Genomic DNA, 16,585 nt, shown 5'->3' on the forward strand with positions numbered 1-16,585 from the left:
GCAACCTATCCTATTCTATACTACTACAAATATATCCTTTTTATAGGAGATAGTTAAAAACCACTATTATTTAGCAAAATCTTACCGCATGAAAATGATGGTTAGTCTGGCGTTGTTATACTTTCTCAGGCTTTGCCCGCTTTCATAAAACGTTGCAACTGCCCGATATTGTTTTGAATGGCTTTATGAGTAAGGTTATTGCCTGTATCCTGCACGCTGTTGTCATGCGCAAGTGATGCCTGCTTACGCTGCAACGGATGTACCACTTCAAATGGCAGAGAATCTGCCACGGGCATCCCAGGCGAAATATCAACCCCAGGCGCATAAGCAGCAGCCCCTATGGCTCCTGAAGCCGCAGCCGCTTCCGCTCCCACGTGTGCCTGAATATGACTGACATCATGCCTGCCAAATGATTGCTGTATGCGATCATAATGAGGCAAGCGCCCCCCTGTCTCCTTTTCTTCCTCCTTCGCTATTTTCCTTTGTAACAGTAAAGTAGGGTTGGCAGAATAGCCCGCATGTGCAGGTGTATTTGTAGTATCGGGTTGTTTTTGCAGAGCAACTTTCATGATGCAGCTATTTATAAAAGGAAACCTGTTAAATATACAAACATATTTATTCCCTCTCCTTGTAGTAAGCAATTCTGCCAGCATTTGCTCCAAAACATCCAAAGTTGTTGCATATTGCGCCCTGAAAAACAGGTAATAATCCTTACTATGAGTGAACCCAAAAAGAACAACCCCCTGAAAAATGCGCGCGTAATGCCGCTGGAAGAAGCTATTAAAACCTACCAGCTACCACAGGCAGGCGACCACCTGTATGATGGCATGGAAAATAACATTTACGTTTTTGAAGCAGATGCTTTTTTCGATAAGCTGGACCTGGATGCGCTTTTTTATGATGCAAAACACAACGGAGCAATCTTCTTAGGCAACCTTACCGTTGAGGAATATATTTTTCAGCGCGAGCTGGACTATGGCCCTTTTACCTATGTAAAAGGAACCACTACCGCCAAAAACATATACCTGGGTGGCGGCCACACCCATTTGCATGGCAATGTAACCGTTACACAAAGTTTTCTTGCCGGCTCGTATAATCACGGGTACACCAGTGTAGATGGTACTATTGAAGCAGAAGTATTATTCTGCTACGATCATGGTTTTGAGTTTACCCCCTCCCGGTTAAAGAAAGGCTATTTTCTTACAGATATAGAGGATAACAATATCCCGGTTACAGAACCCAACATTGTACTCCAAAAGAAATACTGGGATAAAGAAGACCAACGCCTGTTGACAGACAAGTTGCTTGCGGCTATGAAAGCAGGCAAGTCGGTAATTGAATCCACCAAAAGCGTTCCCCCCTTAGTGAGCAGGTTGGAAAAAGCGAAACAATCAAAAAACAAAAGGGCCGACCTTTCCAAACTACGATTGAAAGCCTTGCCCGCAGAGTTGCTACAGTGGGAAGACGTGCAACAGCTGAACCTCGCTTATAATCCTATTACTACCATAGGCACCGAAATAACGCAATTGAAACAATTGAAGGTGCTGGAACTGGAATCGTGTGAGCTGGAAACATTCCCGGAAGCTATTACGCAGTTAACTGAACTGGAGCAACTGGATCTCACCTTTAATCCACTCTCCGAACTTCCTTCCTCCTTTGCATCATTGCAACAGTTGAAAAAGCTGTACCTGGCCAATTGCATGTTTCAGCAACTGCCCGAAACGCTGTCACACCTGCCAAATCTGGAAGTGCTGAATGCCGATTTTCAAAGAGGAATAGCAGAACTGGATATTAAAGAAGGCTTTTCACAGTTAAAAGAATTAACCCTGTTTGGCGATTTACAGGTAGCCTTACCCAAGCTGGAACGCTTGTCTATAAGCCTGAAAGCAACACCGGCATTACCCGCCAGCATTACAGGTTGTAAAAAGCTAAAAAAGCTCGACATCAAATCTGCGCGTTATTTGAAAGGTTTCCCAGATGAGCTGGCTAACTTAAAACAGCTGGATGAACTTTCCTTTTACCTGCACAATAAATTTGACAACATAGCAGTATTACAACAACTGCCCAAATTGAAAACCTTATTTGTTGCATTTGACTACTGGGAACCTATCCCAGACACCTTTGCTCAATTACTGGAAATTCCGCAATGGTCGGTATTGTACATCAATGGCTTCTTTAAAGATGAAGCATTGATTAAGCAAATTCTGTCACGCACCAACTTAACCAAATTAGTAATGGTGTACCAGCAGGGCCAGGATGTAGTGGACATAGAGAACGAACGCAAGTGGTTAAACATCACGATATAAAACTGACCTCATTGTACTTTGTAAAAAAGGCTCTTATCACTCAAAGCGATAAGAGCCCTTTTTATATACAACTTTTGTTTCCGGCAACCATTTTCCTCCAGCACGCTCCCTGCACCTGCTTGCCGGAGTATATGCCTGTTATCACTGGCGAAAGGCAACTGGTGTAACCTGGGTATGCTTTTTAAAGAAATTGGAAAAATGCGGCACATCATCAAACCCAAGCGACCAGGCTATATCCGCCACCGTCCAGCTGGTTTGCTTCAACAGCACGCGTGCTTCCTGTAATATCCTTTGATGGATGGTTTCTGTAGTAGTGCTTCCCGTAACCTCTTTCAATACCTTATTTAAATGGTTTACATGCACCGCCAGCCTGGTGGCATAATCCTTTGCTGTACGTAACGCCAACAGCTGCCTGGGCGATTCCAGCGGAAACTGCCTTTCCAGCAACTCAATAAATAAAGAGACAATGCGCTGCGAAGCATTTTGAGTAGTGCTCAACACCGACACCGGTTGCAGCTTCTGACCAAAATGAATCAGCTCCAGCAGCAGGTTACGCAAAAGATCGTATTTAAAAGCATAGTCCGAAGCCAGCTCTTTGTGCATTTTACGAAACAGGTATTCTACCTCAGCAGACTCTTCGGGCGACAGCGGAAACACCGGCACCTGTCCCGGTTGAAAAATAGGCAGTTCATCCAATACCACACCCGATTTCCTTTCGTCAAGAAATCCGGATGTAAATATGCAGAACATCCCTGTTTGGTTACCATCCGCAGGCAACCAGTGGTAAGGAATTTTAGGCGTTGCAAACAGCAACGCATTCTGTGGAATATCAATTACCTTATCTGCATACTCAGCAGTACTTTTACCTCTTATCCAGCTCACCTTGTAATAGTCCCGCCTGCTGTAAGGCATAGTACGGTTGCCGGTGACTTTATCAAACAATTTCTCCGCTTCAAATACATTGAAATGGCCAATATCCTTGCTAACGCCTTCGGGATACGAAGCCCCGCTGCCTTGATAAAAATCGTTCAGAGAAGAATGCGAAACCATAACCACTTTTGTAAAATTCAAAGTTACTAAACCTTTTCATAGCGCTTACAATGCCATTCCGCCCGACACTTCTATGCGCTGGCCATTTACCCAGCCCGCTTCCGGCGAACATAAAAAGGCTACTACACCCCCAATATCTTCTGCCTGCCCTGGGCGTCCCAGCGCGGTTACACTGCTGATAAATTGTTGCAATTGCTCATCATTCCTTAAATGAGCGCCGCCAAAATCCGTCATTACAGCACCCGGAGCCACCACGTTGGCTTTTATTTTACGTGCACCCAGTTCTTTAGCCAGGTAACGGGTATATACTTCCACCGCGCCTTTCATAGCCGCATAAGCCGAAGAGCCAGGTACCGCTACACGGGTAAGTCCGCTGGATACATTTACAATTCCCCCGCCGTCATTCATCAACGTCAATACTTTCTGCGTTAAAAAATACACCCCTTTGAAGTGGATATTCAACACCTCATCAAACTGCTCCTCACTCATTTCCGGTATAGCTGCATACAGGCCCACTCCCGCATTGTTTACCAGGTAATCGATATGCGTTGCCTGAAACTGACTTTGCAAGGTGCTTTTCAATTGCTGAATAAACGTATCAAAGCTTTTTATATCGCCTGTGTTCAGGTGTAACACTGCGGCCTTTTGTCCTTTTTGCTGTATTTGTGCTGCTACCTCCAATGCAGCATCTTCTTTACTTACATAGGTAAGTATTACATCCACCCCTTTCTCTGCCAGGCGCAATGCCATATCCTTTCCTAAACCACGGCTGCCGCCGGTAACCAGGGCTATTTTACTTGTAGTACTCATGGTAATCATTTTTTGTTACCACAAAGTTGCTACAGATAACGGGCCGCATTTTTGTGACATTCAATCCATCTTTTGAAAAATTCAAATAATCGCCCCGATTATCCGTCATAGCCACCCATCATTTTTTAACAATCCTATTTAACAGTTCTTCTTATTTTCCGGCCCTAAACCGATATTGACAATGGGATTATTGAGCAACATCTTTAAAAAGCAACCAGCACAACCAGTTAACTACACCCCATTAAACGTGCAGGATGCATGGGTTGGCATTATCACAGCCATGGGAAGGGTAGACGGATCGTTGAGTGATGTAGAGATTGATAACCTGGCCCGCTCTCTGGTAATGAGCAGCATTTTTGACGGGCACGATATAGTGGACTATATTAACAAAGCAGCCACTTTTCAAAACACCAACGGATCGCAGCAGGTAATTGACGACTGTGTACCCCACATTCCGCAACATGACAGGGCTACCCTCCTGTGTATAGTAACCGAAGTAGTACTTGCCGACGGCCAGATAGACGCCAACGAGAAGGAATTACTTATATACCTGGCAGGCAAACTGGGCATTGAGCCTGCTTTATTTCAGCAGATACTGGAAGTATACCTCATCCGTAATAAGTATAGCAAAGTGATTTTTGATTAATAAACAATAACACTTAATAAACAACAAAGCCCGCAGTATCATCATCTGCGGGCTTTGTTGTTTATTAAGAATGTTTGGAGTATTCTTCCAGTCGTTCTTTCTCCTGTCGCGTAAGGCTATTCATTCCTCTCTCGTTAATCTTGTCCAGTATACGGTCTATCTCCTGCCGTTGTATATTTCTTTCGATATTGTATTTATGGTCGATAGTGATATTATGACTCGACTTGAAAAAAGAGTTATCTACCAGCAAGCTATGTGGGCGTACGGTAATGAATATAATAAACAAGATAGCCGGAATAGTAATGAGAGCAATAGTAAAAGCATTGGTTTGCAACACCACCGGATACATAATAATAGCCGTGATCATACCTACCAACGCACCTCCCAGGTGTGCTTCGTGCCCGATATTATCTTTAGCAGACCGGATACCATAAATAGAATACAATATGTAAGCGGTGCCATATAACCAGGTGGGAATGCCAAAAGGAATACCGAAAAAGCCGATATCCGAGCCGGGAAATAAGGCTATAGAAGCAAATACCACTCCGCAAACCGCACCAGATGCACCTACTGCACTATAGTCGTTGTGATTTCTGTGAATAAATAAAGCCAGCAGGCCCCCACCTGCCAAACCCGCAAAATAGATAGCGAGAAAGGGAATGCTGCCAATAACGTTTTCCATGCTGCTGCTAAACAACAGCAAGGTGATCATATTAAAGATAAGATGCTGCCAGCCCACATGTAAAAAACCAGAGCTGATAAAACGGACGTACTCCCGCCCCACCAGGATGCTACTTACCTGGAACTTATACTTATCAAAAAAAGCCCTGCTTGAAAAGCCTTTGTTGGAAATAAGAAAGTTTAATACAATCAATATAATTCCTATTATACCAATATCCACCATTAGGGTTGCATTTTGCTATAAAAATAAAAACTAGTTACTGACCCGCCAAACCTGCCGGCAAAGCGGCAAAAATTGCAGGTTATTCAACCCCCTCCTCCTGCAAAGGTGAAACCACCGGTTCCTCCCCTTTTTCAGCCCGTTTTACCAGGAAAAACAGGCAGGTTCCTATCCAGCCCAGCCAGAAAAGGTAAAAACCCAGGTGAAATTTCTCTTTTAACAAACGATGGGAGAAAGTGTACTGGAAATCGTAATAAGTGCCCCATAAAGCAATCATGCCAATGAGCAGTAAAGACATTCCCGTATACACCACCTTCCGGTGCGAAAGGCGTTTTTTAGCCATGGTAAGAATGCCTGTTAACAACAATTGTATGGCTAACAACAACAGAAAGGTTTTCCAGCCGGAACGTAAAAAACGGTATTGCTTATAAAACATGGCAATACCCAGCTTACCCAATAAGGATATTTTGGAAATAAGATACGCTTCCAGCAGGCATAATACAGTCTGTACAGCTATCAGTATGGCGGTTTTATTCGGTTTCACTATCAGTTTTACATTTAGGCGGTACGCTACTAAAAATAAACAAAAAGGGCCAACCACCGGTTGACCCATTCACTAAATAATTACCATGACAGCAATAGTCTTTTCAAATATAATTAACCCTGCACAATATGCTTCATGGCGTCTTCCACAATTTGTAATGCCTCCACCTGCTGCTGCCGGGAAATGATCAGGGGCGGCGATAATTGCAACACATTTCCCTGCGAAACCTTAAAGCTAAGTCCATGTTCCAGGCAGTAATACATCGCCTTTTCGGCCTGCGTTACTGCTTTTTCTTTGGTTTCCCGGTTTGTTACCAGCTCTATTCCCCATAACAGCCCTTTACCCCGCACATCCCCAATCAGCGGGTAATGCTGTTGCAACTGGTGTAAACGTTGCTGAAAATAAACCGCGTCGTTCTGCACTTTCTGCAATAACTGATGATCCTGTATAAACTGCAGCACTGCCATACCCGCCGCGCAGCCCAACGGACTTTTTTCAAAAGTAAAATGCCCCAGGGAAATGTTAGCCGCCACAGCGTTATAGCTATCGCGGGTTACAATACCGGCCATCGGTATAACACCGCCACCCATGCCCTTGCCCAGGCAAATAATATCTGGTTCTATGCCATAGTGCTCAAAAGCAAACATCTTACCCGTGCGCCCAAAGGCAATAGGTATTTCATCCAGTATTAACAGCACCCCATGCTTCGTGCATATTTCCCGCACCCTTTTCCAGTAATCCGGCGAAGGGATCTGCACATCTGTATTACGAATGGTTTCTGCAATAAACGCCCCTACACCACCTTCCTTTTCAATCACGTATTCCAGGTAATCGGCATAAGGCATATCACTATCCCCGCCCCATCTGTTACGATAGGTAGCAGGTGGCGGAATGCGTTCCACACCAGGCAACAACGGCCCCATCTGCTGGCGAAACTGCGCTTCTCCTCCCACCCCAATAGCGTCCAGCGAAGCCCCGTGAAAAGAATCCCACAGACTTACTACTTTATGCTTGCCGGTTACCAGCCGGGCCAGTTTAATGGCTATACTTACCGCCGATGTGCCGCCGGGGGCAAACAACACCCGTTTTAAATTACCGGGAAACAACGCCGTTAACGCTTCGGCATATTGCACCGCCACCGGGTTGGTAAAACGGCGGGGGCTAAAACACAAGGTGTCCATCTGCTTTTTCACCGCTTCCAGCACAGCCTGATTTCGGTATCCCACCTGGTGCACGTTATTGCCATGAAAATCCATATACCGCCTGCCCTGTGCATTTACCAGGTAAATATCTTCACAGGCCACAATCGTGTCCAGGCAAGGGGTAGACAATGTTTGGTGTAAAAACAATTCACTATCTGCAGAAAGCACTACGTCAGATGCATGCATCTGACGTAGTGACCATTGTTCTCTTTCCACTGAAAGATTAATATCTCCCTCCAGGAGGTTACTCATAACATTATTCGTTTAAGGCAGCATACCTGTAACAGGTGCGCCGGTTTCATGCCCTGCAGGCTTAAATTCAAAACCCAGTAAAGCAGCAATGGTGGCGGCTACTTGTTTCTGATATACTACACCGCTATGGGTGATTTCGCCCAAAGCACGCGTATCAGGACCAATTACAGCCATCCAGATATCTTCTGCACCCACAATTTCCTTTCCATGTGAAATCCACTCCGCTTTTACCGCATCGCCACGACCATGATCGCACAATACGATCATAGTGGTTTTGCCGGCATATTCCGAAGTGGATTGCAAGGTGTGCCATAAATCGGCCAGCATCGCATCTTCGGCATGAGCGCTTTTCAAATACTGATCGTACATACCCGAATGCGCAAAATCATCCGTTTCATCAAAAGCCACATACAATACTTTGGGCTTATACGCTTTCAGATATTCCCGTGCAGCAAAATAGGTATACGCATCCAACCGCACATCAATAGGACGCGCAGTAATAAACTGCATATCATTGATCAGTTGTAAGGCCGGGGCTTGTAACCGTATAGTATCTAAACCACTGTTTACATAAATACCACTGCGCCATTTATTGAGGATATAAGGAAAACAATCCCAGGTAGCAAAGGCAGCCACCTTACCTGTATACCCCTTTTTGCCATTGATAAACTCCAGCACATTGTGGTTTTTATTGGCAATTTTATCGTTTGAGTTTACAGCAGTATCTGGGTAACCGGTGAATATTTCATTATATCCCGGATAAGAGAACTTATAAGGGTTGGCCACCTGCATATTGCCCCCACGTTTTTTGTTTCCATACAACTGCCCCTTTGCCACCACTTCCGTCCAAAGAAACGGAAACAGTTTTTTCCTTCTGGCAGTATCGTTTGCTGCACCAAATGCTGCTACAACATCCGCAGAGTCTTTGGTAAAGTGATGATTGGCTACCAGGGCACTGTCAATGCCTGTAAACACTTCCTGCCAGCGCATACCATCTAAAGTAACCACTACTATATTTTCTGTCTTTTTCACCTGCGCCTGTAAGCTGCAGGTGAAAAAGAACAGCACTATCGCACTTGTAACCTTCTTCATATGTATAGCATTAATTCTTCAGTAACCACATTTGACCATTGATATCGTCCGTACTAAAACCCTGGTTGGTTAAAGCAGCCTGCCAATGCACCTTGTTCTGGTTTTGCTCGCTGCTGGGGTAAGCCCACCTGCTGGGAACATTGCCGTTGTTACCAATACCGGAACCTCCTTCAAAAGCTGGTACACCTGTACGGCGATAGTTATAATACGCCTCCCAGCCGGAGTTCTGGAACATGGCAATATACTTTTGCATCAGCACCTGGTGTAAACCAGTAGCGCCACCTGCATATACCACTTCTTCCTGGTTATAGTAGTTGTCAAAGCTGAAAGTGAAAGGATATTCCTGGATATCATTCAAATCACCTTTCTTCAGGAAATAAGCAGAGTAAGATGTTTTGCTGCTGCTTAACCCGTAAAACGCCATAGACGCCTGGATGCCTTTTTTATACCAGTCTTCCGCATTACCTGCTGCCCAGTTTCTGTTAATAGCTTCTGCAATGTTAAAGCACATTTCAGCGTATCCCAGCAATACATCCTTGTCGCCGGTAAAGGTGGAGTAATACCGCTTACGGTTAATTAAAGAAACATATTTACCATTCGTTTGCGGCTCAACAACTCCCATAGGGCTGCCGGTACTCTGCCCCACAAACGCCCTGAAATCAAGCGGATCATATGATAAAGAATCCACCAGCGCCCATGCTGGCTCACAGGTAATATATACACGCGGATCGCTTAAAGCGGTAAGGCTTTGTACATAGGTTTTAGACATACAATACCTGGTAGCCGTTGATCCGAAATTGGCACTATTCAGCGGATACTGGTTGTAGTTTTGAATATAAGTAAAAGCCAGATCTTCCGCCGCGCTGTTAAAAATGGGATAAGTAGCCGGATTGCCTATGATTTTAGCAAACTGTGCAGGAATTTGTAAATCAGCATCAGTAGCTTTTTTACTTAAGCTCACCAACACACGTAACCTGAATACATTCACAGCCTTTTGCCATTTAGCCAGATCGCCACCAAAATAAATATCCTGTACACTACCGGTAAGTGTGGCATCTTTTGCAGCCGCCATTACAGACAGGTGTGCATTGGCAGAATCCAATGTATTTAAAATATACTTAAATACATCTTTTTGTGAATCGTATGCAGGCGACATATTCTGCTCCTGTAATGCTTCACTTGTCGGCACATCTCCCATTAAAGAAGTGAGATTGTATAAATACCAGGCTCTGATAAATTTACCTATCGACTCGTAGGCATTGGCAGCAGGCAAACCTTGCGCTGCCGCGGCCTTCTCCATCTGTACTACGTTTTTCATTACCAGGTAGCTGTTAAACGAGCCACTGCTCCAGCCATACTGATTATCTCCGTAATAAGCATAAGCGCCGAGATAATACTGATTGTATTTATGAACATCGTCCCAGCTACCAGATCCAGCCAAATCGCCGTTAGTGCTGGTACCTGAAAGTGCAGTAAGTACCGTTCCCAATATTAAATCAGGAGGAGAAGAAACTGCCTGGTTAGGATTTTCCTGTAAACTGTTAATGGTTTTATTACAGCCGCCTAAAATTATAAGCGGAAGTATATAGCTACATATTTTTTTTGCGGATAACATGGCTTATTTTTTAGAACGATACATTAATGTTGATACCATAGCTTCTGGTAGAAGGTGTTTGCAAACCAGAGACATTACTTTGTGTATACTGGTCTACATCCAGATCTTTATATCGACTTGGGAAGAAATATAACAGGTTTCTGCCCACCAGCGACACGGATGCCTGCTGAATGATATGCTGACGTGATAACCAGCTCTGAGGAATCATGTAAGAGATGCTCACCTCTCTTAACTTAGAAAAGGTTTTCTTTATCATATCCAGTTCAGGCAGATCGGCCATACGGGTAACGTAATCCTGAACCGATGTAGCCTGGGTATTCTTGCTTTTGGTAAGACTGCTGTAGTTAGTGATTGCACCGGTTACAGGATCCAATGTAATGTTACCACCTGTTAACACAACACCTTCTCCTACATAAGAACCAGCAGGTGTTTCATCATCCGGACGTGCTACCCCAAAAGCTCCCTGAACGGTTTCTAAATGACGGCCTCCCTGTAAGGTTTTCTTACGCACAAAATCTTCCATTACACCACCCACCATACCATCAAACTGGAAACGGAAAGCTATATTCTTATATGTAAGGGTGTTAGTGATGCCCCACTGCCAATCAGGATCGTAATGGCCGAATACTTTTTTAGCGCTTACACCCAAATCCTTCACGCGTAATAATGTACCGCCGCTGTTATGCACCAGTTCACCTTGTGGTGTTCTTACATAAGCATCGCCATATACCAGGTCAACACGGGTTCCATCATAAGAGTAGTTATCCGGGTTGGCATTCTTTACCCATTTTTTCACATAAGTGCTCCAGTTAGCAGCCACGTTCCAGCTAAAGCCATTCACATTTTTAACAGGTGTTGCATTCACAGCCACTTCCCAGCCATCATTGGTATATACGTTACCATTAGTAAGGAAAGTAGAATAACCACTGGCAGAAGATACACCCTGTGATACGATACCGGTATTTTTATAATGGTAGCGTGTGATATCTACACCGATACGGTTTTGTAAAAAGCGAATATCTACACCGAATTCAGTAGCCTTTCTTTGTGCTGTCTGAATATCCGGATTTACCAGCTTATCTGTATAAGAAGCGCTGTTATTATTATTGTAGGTAGGCGCTAAAGTATAGCTTTTAGAGAATGTATAAGAAGGTCCGTCGTAGGGAGACAGATACGCATAACCATACTCGTTACCTGGCAAGCCAGTGATATTAGGTGTAAAAGTAGTATTGGTACCGCCAGATTTGCTTTCTGCATAAGAAGCCCGCACTTTTAACATAGATACAAATTCGGGCAGATGCACGTAATCTGAAATAACAGAACTCAGGTTAAATGAAGGATAAAAGTAAGTATTGCTGTTAGCAGGTAAAGTAGAGGATTTATCTACCCTGCCAACAATGTTCAGGTTTGCATAAGACTTATATCCCAGGTCTAATGAATAATAAGCACTCAGCACTTTCATACGCGAGTTGAAAGAAGTAGCCGCAATAGCATCGCGGGTGTTAGAGAATGCATATATGCCAGGAATTTGCAGATAGTTGGTAGTAGTATAGTTAGCATTAAAACGGAAACTTCTCACGTTAGCGCCTAACAAACCATTTACATCCAGAAAGCCCAGGATATTGTTTTTGTGATACAACGCCTGTACTTCTATGTTAGTTTGAAACAAACGTCTTACATCTTCCCTGTAATCACCCTTATTCTCACCACGGTAAGTATTGGCCGAAACAGGCACCTTTTCTGTATTTAAGAAATCGTAAGCGTTAATGCTGGGTCTGAGTAAAAATTCAAAAGAAGTATTGGGTTTGTAGCTTAAAGTAGAATAGCCATACAGATTATTCATATAATGACCTCTTAGCCATTCATAGCTCATAAACCAGGGGTTATTATAACGGTAGTATTCTGCAAACTTTTGCTGTATTCCCGTTTTACCTGCCTGCCAGTAGTTACGCATATCATCCACACTCCAATCAGCGCCAGACCACAATACCAGGTTATATATCAGGCTATTAGGGCCGTAGTTTACATCCGGCATGTTAGGGGTAGATTGTCTGTTGTAGTTTACATAGGTATTTAAAGTAACCTTGGGAGAAAAACGTTGTACAATGTTGCCCGTGAAGTTGAAGTTATTCAAAGAGGTATTAGGCACAATACCTTTCTGGTAAGTGTTGCCAAAAGAAAAACGTACATCTGTTTTATCTGAACTGGTACTGATAGCTACACTGTTAGACTGTAATAAACCTGTTTGTAAAAAGCGGTTTAAGTTGTCGGCACCTCTTGCCAACCACGGAGTAGGCTTAATGTGACCTGTGTAAGGGGTAGCGTTTTTAAAAGTAGTAACATAGTTTTCATTGGCATTGTATTCACCATCATATTGAGGTAATAAACGACCATCCAGTTTGGGTCCCCATCCTCCATCATAATCATAGTCGTTGATACCACCACCTTTACCGTTACCAAAAGCATAAGCTCCATGTTCACCGGGACCATACTCGTTTTGCGATTTAGGGATAGCCAGAAAACCGCCTGTAAACTGAGTAGTACTGTTTACATCAACAGACACGCCTTTTTTAGCTGCTTTTTTGGTAGTGATAACAATAGCACCGTTCTGACCGGCAAAACCATACAATGCTGTGGCGTTAGGGCCTTTTAACACGGTAAAGGTTTCAATATCGTCGGGGTTGATATTATAGGTATCAGAAGTCATAGGCACACCATCTACCACATACATAGGAGCGCCATCGCCACGCAAGCTAATGTCAGGTGCATGTCCCAGCTCGGGGTTAATGTTCACTGTTAAACCAGCTACGTTACCCTTTAACGAGTTTACGGCATTCGGTTCCCTTGCTTTAATAAACTGTGATGCGTTCACAGTTTGTGTAGCATAACCTAAACGGCGGGCTTCTTTTTTAATACCCGTAGCGGTTACCACCACCTCGTTACCCGAACCAGCACTTCCGGTAAGCTGCACGTTCAGTTGCAGGTTATCGGTTAAGGTTATTTCTACTGTATTGTATCCTACACGTCCTATACGAACCACTTGTCCTGTCGCTGCCTGAAAAACAACCCTTCCCTTTTCGTCGGAAGAAAATACTTTACTGGAGCCTTTTAACACCACTGCCACATCCGGGATGGGTAGATTAGCGCCGTCCAGAACAAGGCATTTGTAGGTTTTCTGTCCTTCCTGCTGGGCCATAGCAAAGGTACCTGCAAGAAAAATCCATAAGAAGAACAAAATTCTTCCCGTGAACCGGTAATTCATAATTGAATTTTTTATCGTTTTAAAAAAATGCTGTTCTAATAGCGCAAATGATTGCTTATAACTGGGTTGTTATGCAGTAAACGGACAGTAGTCACACAATGCCTTCAGATAATTTTCTCTTATAGCACAAAGTTAAGCTACACTAAACAGTAGTTCACAATTAGTCATATTACCATTTTATTAACACTAATATGTATAACATATGTAAACCCTGTTATGCAATTATTAATAAAGAAAAGAAGTGTTTCCTCTGTTGTTTTTCTCTCTACTTTCAAGCTTTATATTCCTGGTTTACTTATTTATATTTTTATGCGTTTAAACATTAAATACATTCTGATCGTATTTATTCTATTATATATGCCTTCCTTACTGCAGGCACAAAAAGCACGTAAAACCGTGTTTATAATAGTGGATGGCATCCCTGCTAATGTAATAGAAAAAGTGAGTCATCCGCACCTTGCCGCCATTGCAAAGGCTGGCGGGTATAGCAGGGCTTATGTGGGAGGTAAAAAAGGCACCTACAGCGAAACACCCACCATTTCAGCAGTAGGTTATAATAGTGTGCTAACAGGCACCTGGGTACATAAACATAATGTATGGGACAATGACATAAAAGCCCCCAACTATCATTACCCTACACTGTTCCGTTATTACAAAGAAGCCTACCCAAAAGGCAAAACAGCCATCTTCTCCTCCTGGCAGGATAACCGTACCAAACTGGTAGGCGATCAACTCCCTGCCACAGGCAACCTGGCAATAGACATACATTATGATGGGTTGGAACTGGATACCATACAATATCCACACGATGCCGCCCGCAATTTCATGAGCCGTATAGATGACAGCGTAGCACATATAGCTGCACAAAGCATTCGCACACAAGCCCCTGACTTAACCTGGGTATACCTGGAGCATACAGATGATATGGGACATATGTTTGGAGATAGCCCGAAGTTTTACCAGGCAGTAGAAGCAGCAGATGCCAGGGTAGGATATATATACGATGCGGTTCAATACCGCATGCAACAGTTTAAAGAAGACTGGCTGGTGATAGTAACCACCGACCATGGCCGCGATTCCGCCACCGGCCATCATCACGGCGGTCAAAGCAACCGGGAACGCAGCAGCTGGATATTTACCAATGCTAAAAACCTGAATGAAGAATTTCAGGCTCCCTATTGCGCTGTAGTAGACATTGCCCCTACCGTAGCCCGGTTTATGCAATTACCTATAGCTGAAAACAACGCCTATGAAATAGATGGTATTCCTTTTACCGGTTCATTATCTATCAGCAACCTCGAAGCCAAACAGGAGAATAACCAATTACATATTACCTGGGCTGCTTTGCACCCCAAGGAAACCATCACTTTATGGATAGCCCATAGCAATAAACAAAAAGAAGGTGGTACAGATAACTACCAGAAGCTGACTACTTTACCTGCAGAGGCTACCCAATGGAGTATACCATTGACCAGCCTGCCACAAGGCATGCACAAAATAGTAGCCACTGGTAAATACAATACCATCAATTGCTGGTTTATCAACTAATCAACAGGCAAAGTCCTGCGCAAATCAGTTTGTGCAGGCTCCTCCCGGGTATCCATTAATTGCAGCTGTAACACACTTTTATCAAACAGGTTTACGACACGATATTCATAATCGGGCGACTTATCGTATCCACAAAGAGAAAGACCTAATTCAGGATATATCCATATGCCTGGCAAATACCTGGCGGGATAAGCGGGAGTAAGTTGTTCCAGTGCGTTATTACCTGTAAACAAATCGGAAGATAAACCGGCAAAGTCCAGCTCCAGGCTCAACCCTTCCGTGGGTTCTACTAATGCACCCGTGTTTGCATCATTACGTCCCACATAAAACTCCAGTTCAGTAACCACTCCTTTAATAAAAGAGATTTTCAGTTTTTGTTGTACCATAATACTGGCCACCCCAAAACCGGGAATATCCATGGTGGCCACTTCAGGAAAAAGAGCAATTAATTGTTCCTGGTTCATACCAAATTTCACAGGTAGCGCCCCTTCATATGGCTTAATAACGAATTTCATCTTGTTTATCATTTTTCATTATTACAAATGCAGCAATCCCTCACTTAGAGATCTTCAAATTACCAAAAAACACGCAATCGTACTTCAAAAAAAATGATAAACTTTCCGGGCACGCTGCCGGTTAGTAACACAATGACTGCATAAAAAGTCAAACACTCATCCACACAAGCGCTTTCATAAGCGATAATTTACACATAAAAAGGTGATTTTTCACCGAACAAGCAGCAATAACACATATATATTGCATTCATAATACTTAAACGTATTATTCAATCACTCTAAACTTTAAAAAAACAAAGCATGATGAAGAAATTGCTGATGGGCAGCCTGCTGCTGATCTTTGCATTTACTGCCTGTAAAAAAGATTCCGCTTCTACTCCTGACGAAGCTGGTACCACAAACACCTGGAAATTTACTGTTAACGGTCGTACCTATAGCGGCAGCATCCTTTCAGGAGTGTACACGACTATAATGGGCCCCAACCTGCTTATTGCTGGTAAGTTAAACAACACCGATACCTTGTTTAGCATTTCTATTCAATTCCCTGGCTCCAGCATAGAAACAGGTAGCTACAAAACTTCCGACCTGGGCACTTCTATGAAACTGATGGCTCCCAATGGAGATGTGGTATGGGCTGCTATACCATTGGAAGACTACCCGGTAACTACTATCAAAGTAACTTCTGCTGATGCTGCTACTAAAACTGTAACCGGCACTTTCTCCGGCCAGGCTTATAATTTTGACGGCATTACGAAGGATGTTACGGATGGCTCATTTACCGCTACTTATACCACTTTGTAACAACAGATATAAACTAACAAAGGAAGTAACCCCACTTCCTT

Annotated in this window: 14 protein-coding genes; 4 read left to right on the forward strand and 10 right to left on the reverse strand. The window is 43.5% G+C overall.

The annotated features are described in order from the left end of the window. Positions 1-125: 125 nt before the first annotated feature. Positions 126-569 (reverse strand): hypothetical protein, encoded by a 444-nt coding sequence (locus FLA_RS31230; RefSeq protein WP_076379093.1) that lies wholly within the window; start codon positions 567-569, stop codon positions 126-128. A 147-nt stretch (positions 570-716) separates the two neighbouring features. On the opposite strand from FLA_RS31230, the gene FLA_RS19250 reads away from it, so the two are divergent. Continuing rightward, positions 717-2,306, forward strand: coding sequence for a leucine-rich repeat domain-containing protein (locus tag FLA_RS19250; protein WP_076379095.1), 1,590 nt, complete (start codon positions 717-719; stop codon positions 2,304-2,306). A 141-nt stretch (positions 2,307-2,447) separates the two neighbouring features. On the opposite strand, the gene FLA_RS19255 is transcribed toward FLA_RS19250, so the two are convergent. Beyond that, entirely contained in the window at positions 2,448-3,356 is a 909-nt protein-coding gene (locus tag FLA_RS19255) for a helix-turn-helix domain-containing protein (protein ID WP_076379097.1), read from the reverse strand. A gap of 45 nt (positions 3,357-3,401) precedes the next feature. Further along, positions 3,402-4,166, reverse strand: a complete 765-nt coding sequence (locus FLA_RS19260; protein ID WP_076379348.1) for an SDR family NAD(P)-dependent oxidoreductase — start codon at positions 4,164-4,166, stop codon at positions 3,402-3,404. 181 nt (positions 4,167-4,347) lie between these two features. On the opposite strand from FLA_RS19260, the gene FLA_RS19265 reads away from it, so the two are divergent. Beyond that, complete coding sequence (locus FLA_RS19265) at positions 4,348-4,812, forward strand: tellurite resistance TerB family protein (protein WP_076379099.1); 465 nt, start codon at positions 4,348-4,350, stop codon at positions 4,810-4,812. Positions 4,813-4,876: 64 nt separating this feature from the next. Here the strand turns inward: FLA_RS19265 and FLA_RS19270 are convergent, their stop codons facing one another. The 6 genes from FLA_RS19270 to FLA_RS19295 all read right to left on the reverse strand — a co-directional run bounded on the left by FLA_RS19270 (position 4,877) and on the right by FLA_RS19295 (position 13,680). Continuing rightward, entirely contained in the window at positions 4,877-5,716 is an 840-nt protein-coding gene (locus tag FLA_RS19270; protein ID WP_076379101.1) for a rhomboid family protein, read from the reverse strand. Between the two features lie 79 nt (positions 5,717-5,795). Then, positions 5,796-6,257 carry a hypothetical protein gene (locus tag FLA_RS19275; protein WP_144264027.1) on the reverse strand — a complete coding sequence of 154 codons (462 nt, stop codon included), beginning with the start codon at positions 6,255-6,257 and terminating at the stop codon, positions 5,796-5,798. Positions 6,258-6,370: 113 nt separating this feature from the next. Continuing rightward, entirely contained in the window at positions 6,371-7,711 is a 1,341-nt protein-coding gene (locus tag FLA_RS19280; protein WP_076379103.1) for an aspartate aminotransferase family protein, read from the reverse strand. A 12-nt stretch (positions 7,712-7,723) separates the two neighbouring features. Further along, entirely contained in the window at positions 7,724-8,803 is a 1,080-nt protein-coding gene (locus FLA_RS19285) for an alkaline phosphatase family protein (RefSeq protein ID WP_076379105.1), read from the reverse strand. A gap of 10 nt (positions 8,804-8,813) precedes the next feature. Then, positions 8,814-10,418, reverse strand: a complete 1,605-nt coding sequence (locus FLA_RS19290; RefSeq protein ID WP_076379107.1) for a SusD/RagB family nutrient-binding outer membrane lipoprotein — start codon at positions 10,416-10,418, stop codon at positions 8,814-8,816. A 10-nt stretch (positions 10,419-10,428) separates the two neighbouring features. Further along, positions 10,429-13,680, reverse strand: coding sequence for a SusC/RagA family TonB-linked outer membrane protein (locus FLA_RS19295; RefSeq protein ID WP_076379109.1), 3,252 nt, complete (start codon positions 13,678-13,680; stop codon positions 10,429-10,431). Positions 13,681-14,037: 357 nt separating this feature from the next. On the opposite strand from FLA_RS19295, the gene FLA_RS19300 reads away from it, so the two are divergent. After that, on the forward strand, positions 14,038-15,228 hold the full coding sequence (locus tag FLA_RS19300) for an alkaline phosphatase family protein (RefSeq protein ID WP_231940285.1): 1,191 nt from the start codon (positions 14,038-14,040) through the stop codon (positions 15,226-15,228). Here FLA_RS19300 and FLA_RS19305 read toward each other — a convergent pair. Then, positions 15,225-15,743 (reverse strand): hypothetical protein, encoded by a 519-nt coding sequence (locus FLA_RS19305; protein ID WP_076379111.1) that lies wholly within the window; start codon positions 15,741-15,743, stop codon positions 15,225-15,227. The genes FLA_RS19300 and FLA_RS19305 overlap by 4 nt on opposite strands. Before the next feature lie 300 nt (positions 15,744-16,043). Here FLA_RS19305 and FLA_RS19310 point away from each other — a divergent pair, with 300 nt between their 5' ends. Further along, on the forward strand, positions 16,044-16,544 hold the full coding sequence (locus FLA_RS19310) for a hypothetical protein (RefSeq protein ID WP_096511180.1): 501 nt from the start codon (positions 16,044-16,046) through the stop codon (positions 16,542-16,544). Positions 16,545-16,585: the final 41 nt, after the last annotated feature.

Origin of the sequence: Filimonas lacunae (assembly GCF_002355595.1) — a bacterium.
Classification (GTDB): Bacteria; Bacteroidota; Bacteroidia; order Chitinophagales; family Chitinophagaceae; genus Filimonas; species Filimonas lacunae.

Bases quoted from the DNA above. Each gene is read 5' to 3' on its own strand.
- FLA_RS19280 (WP_076379103.1), bottom strand. From the start codon at position 7,711: ATGAGTAACCTCCTGGAGGGAGATATTAATCTTTCAGTGGAAAGAGAA.
- FLA_RS19290 (WP_076379107.1), bottom strand. From the start codon at position 10,418: ATGTTATCCGCAAAAAAAATATGTAGCTATATACTTCCGCTTATAATT.
- FLA_RS19300 (WP_231940285.1), top strand. From the start codon at position 14,038: ATGCCTTCCTTACTGCAGGCACAAAAAGCACGTAAAACCGTGTTTATA.
- FLA_RS19295 (WP_076379109.1), bottom strand. From the start codon at position 13,680: ATGAATTACCGGTTCACGGGAAGAATTTTGTTCTTCTTATGGATTTTT.
- FLA_RS19310 (WP_096511180.1), top strand. From the start codon at position 16,044: ATGATGAAGAAATTGCTGATGGGCAGCCTGCTGCTGATCTTTGCATTT.
- FLA_RS19305 (WP_076379111.1), bottom strand. From the start codon at position 15,743: ATGAAATTCGTTATTAAGCCATATGAAGGGGCGCTACCTGTGAAATTT.
- FLA_RS19265 (WP_076379099.1), top strand. From the start codon at position 4,348: ATGGGATTATTGAGCAACATCTTTAAAAAGCAACCAGCACAACCAGTT.
- FLA_RS19285 (WP_076379105.1), bottom strand. From the start codon at position 8,803: ATGAAGAAGGTTACAAGTGCGATAGTGCTGTTCTTTTTCACCTGCAGC.
- FLA_RS19250 (WP_076379095.1), top strand. From the start codon at position 717: ATGAGTGAACCCAAAAAGAACAACCCCCTGAAAAATGCGCGCGTAATG.
- FLA_RS19270 (WP_076379101.1), bottom strand. From the start codon at position 5,716: ATGGTGGATATTGGTATAATAGGAATTATATTGATTGTATTAAACTTT.
- FLA_RS19255 (WP_076379097.1), bottom strand. From the start codon at position 3,356: ATGGTTTCGCATTCTTCTCTGAACGATTTTTATCAAGGCAGCGGGGCT.
- FLA_RS31230 (WP_076379093.1), bottom strand. From the start codon at position 569: ATGAAAGTTGCTCTGCAAAAACAACCCGATACTACAAATACACCTGCA.
- FLA_RS19260 (WP_076379348.1), bottom strand. From the start codon at position 4,166: ATGAGTACTACAAGTAAAATAGCCCTGGTTACCGGCGGCAGCCGTGGT.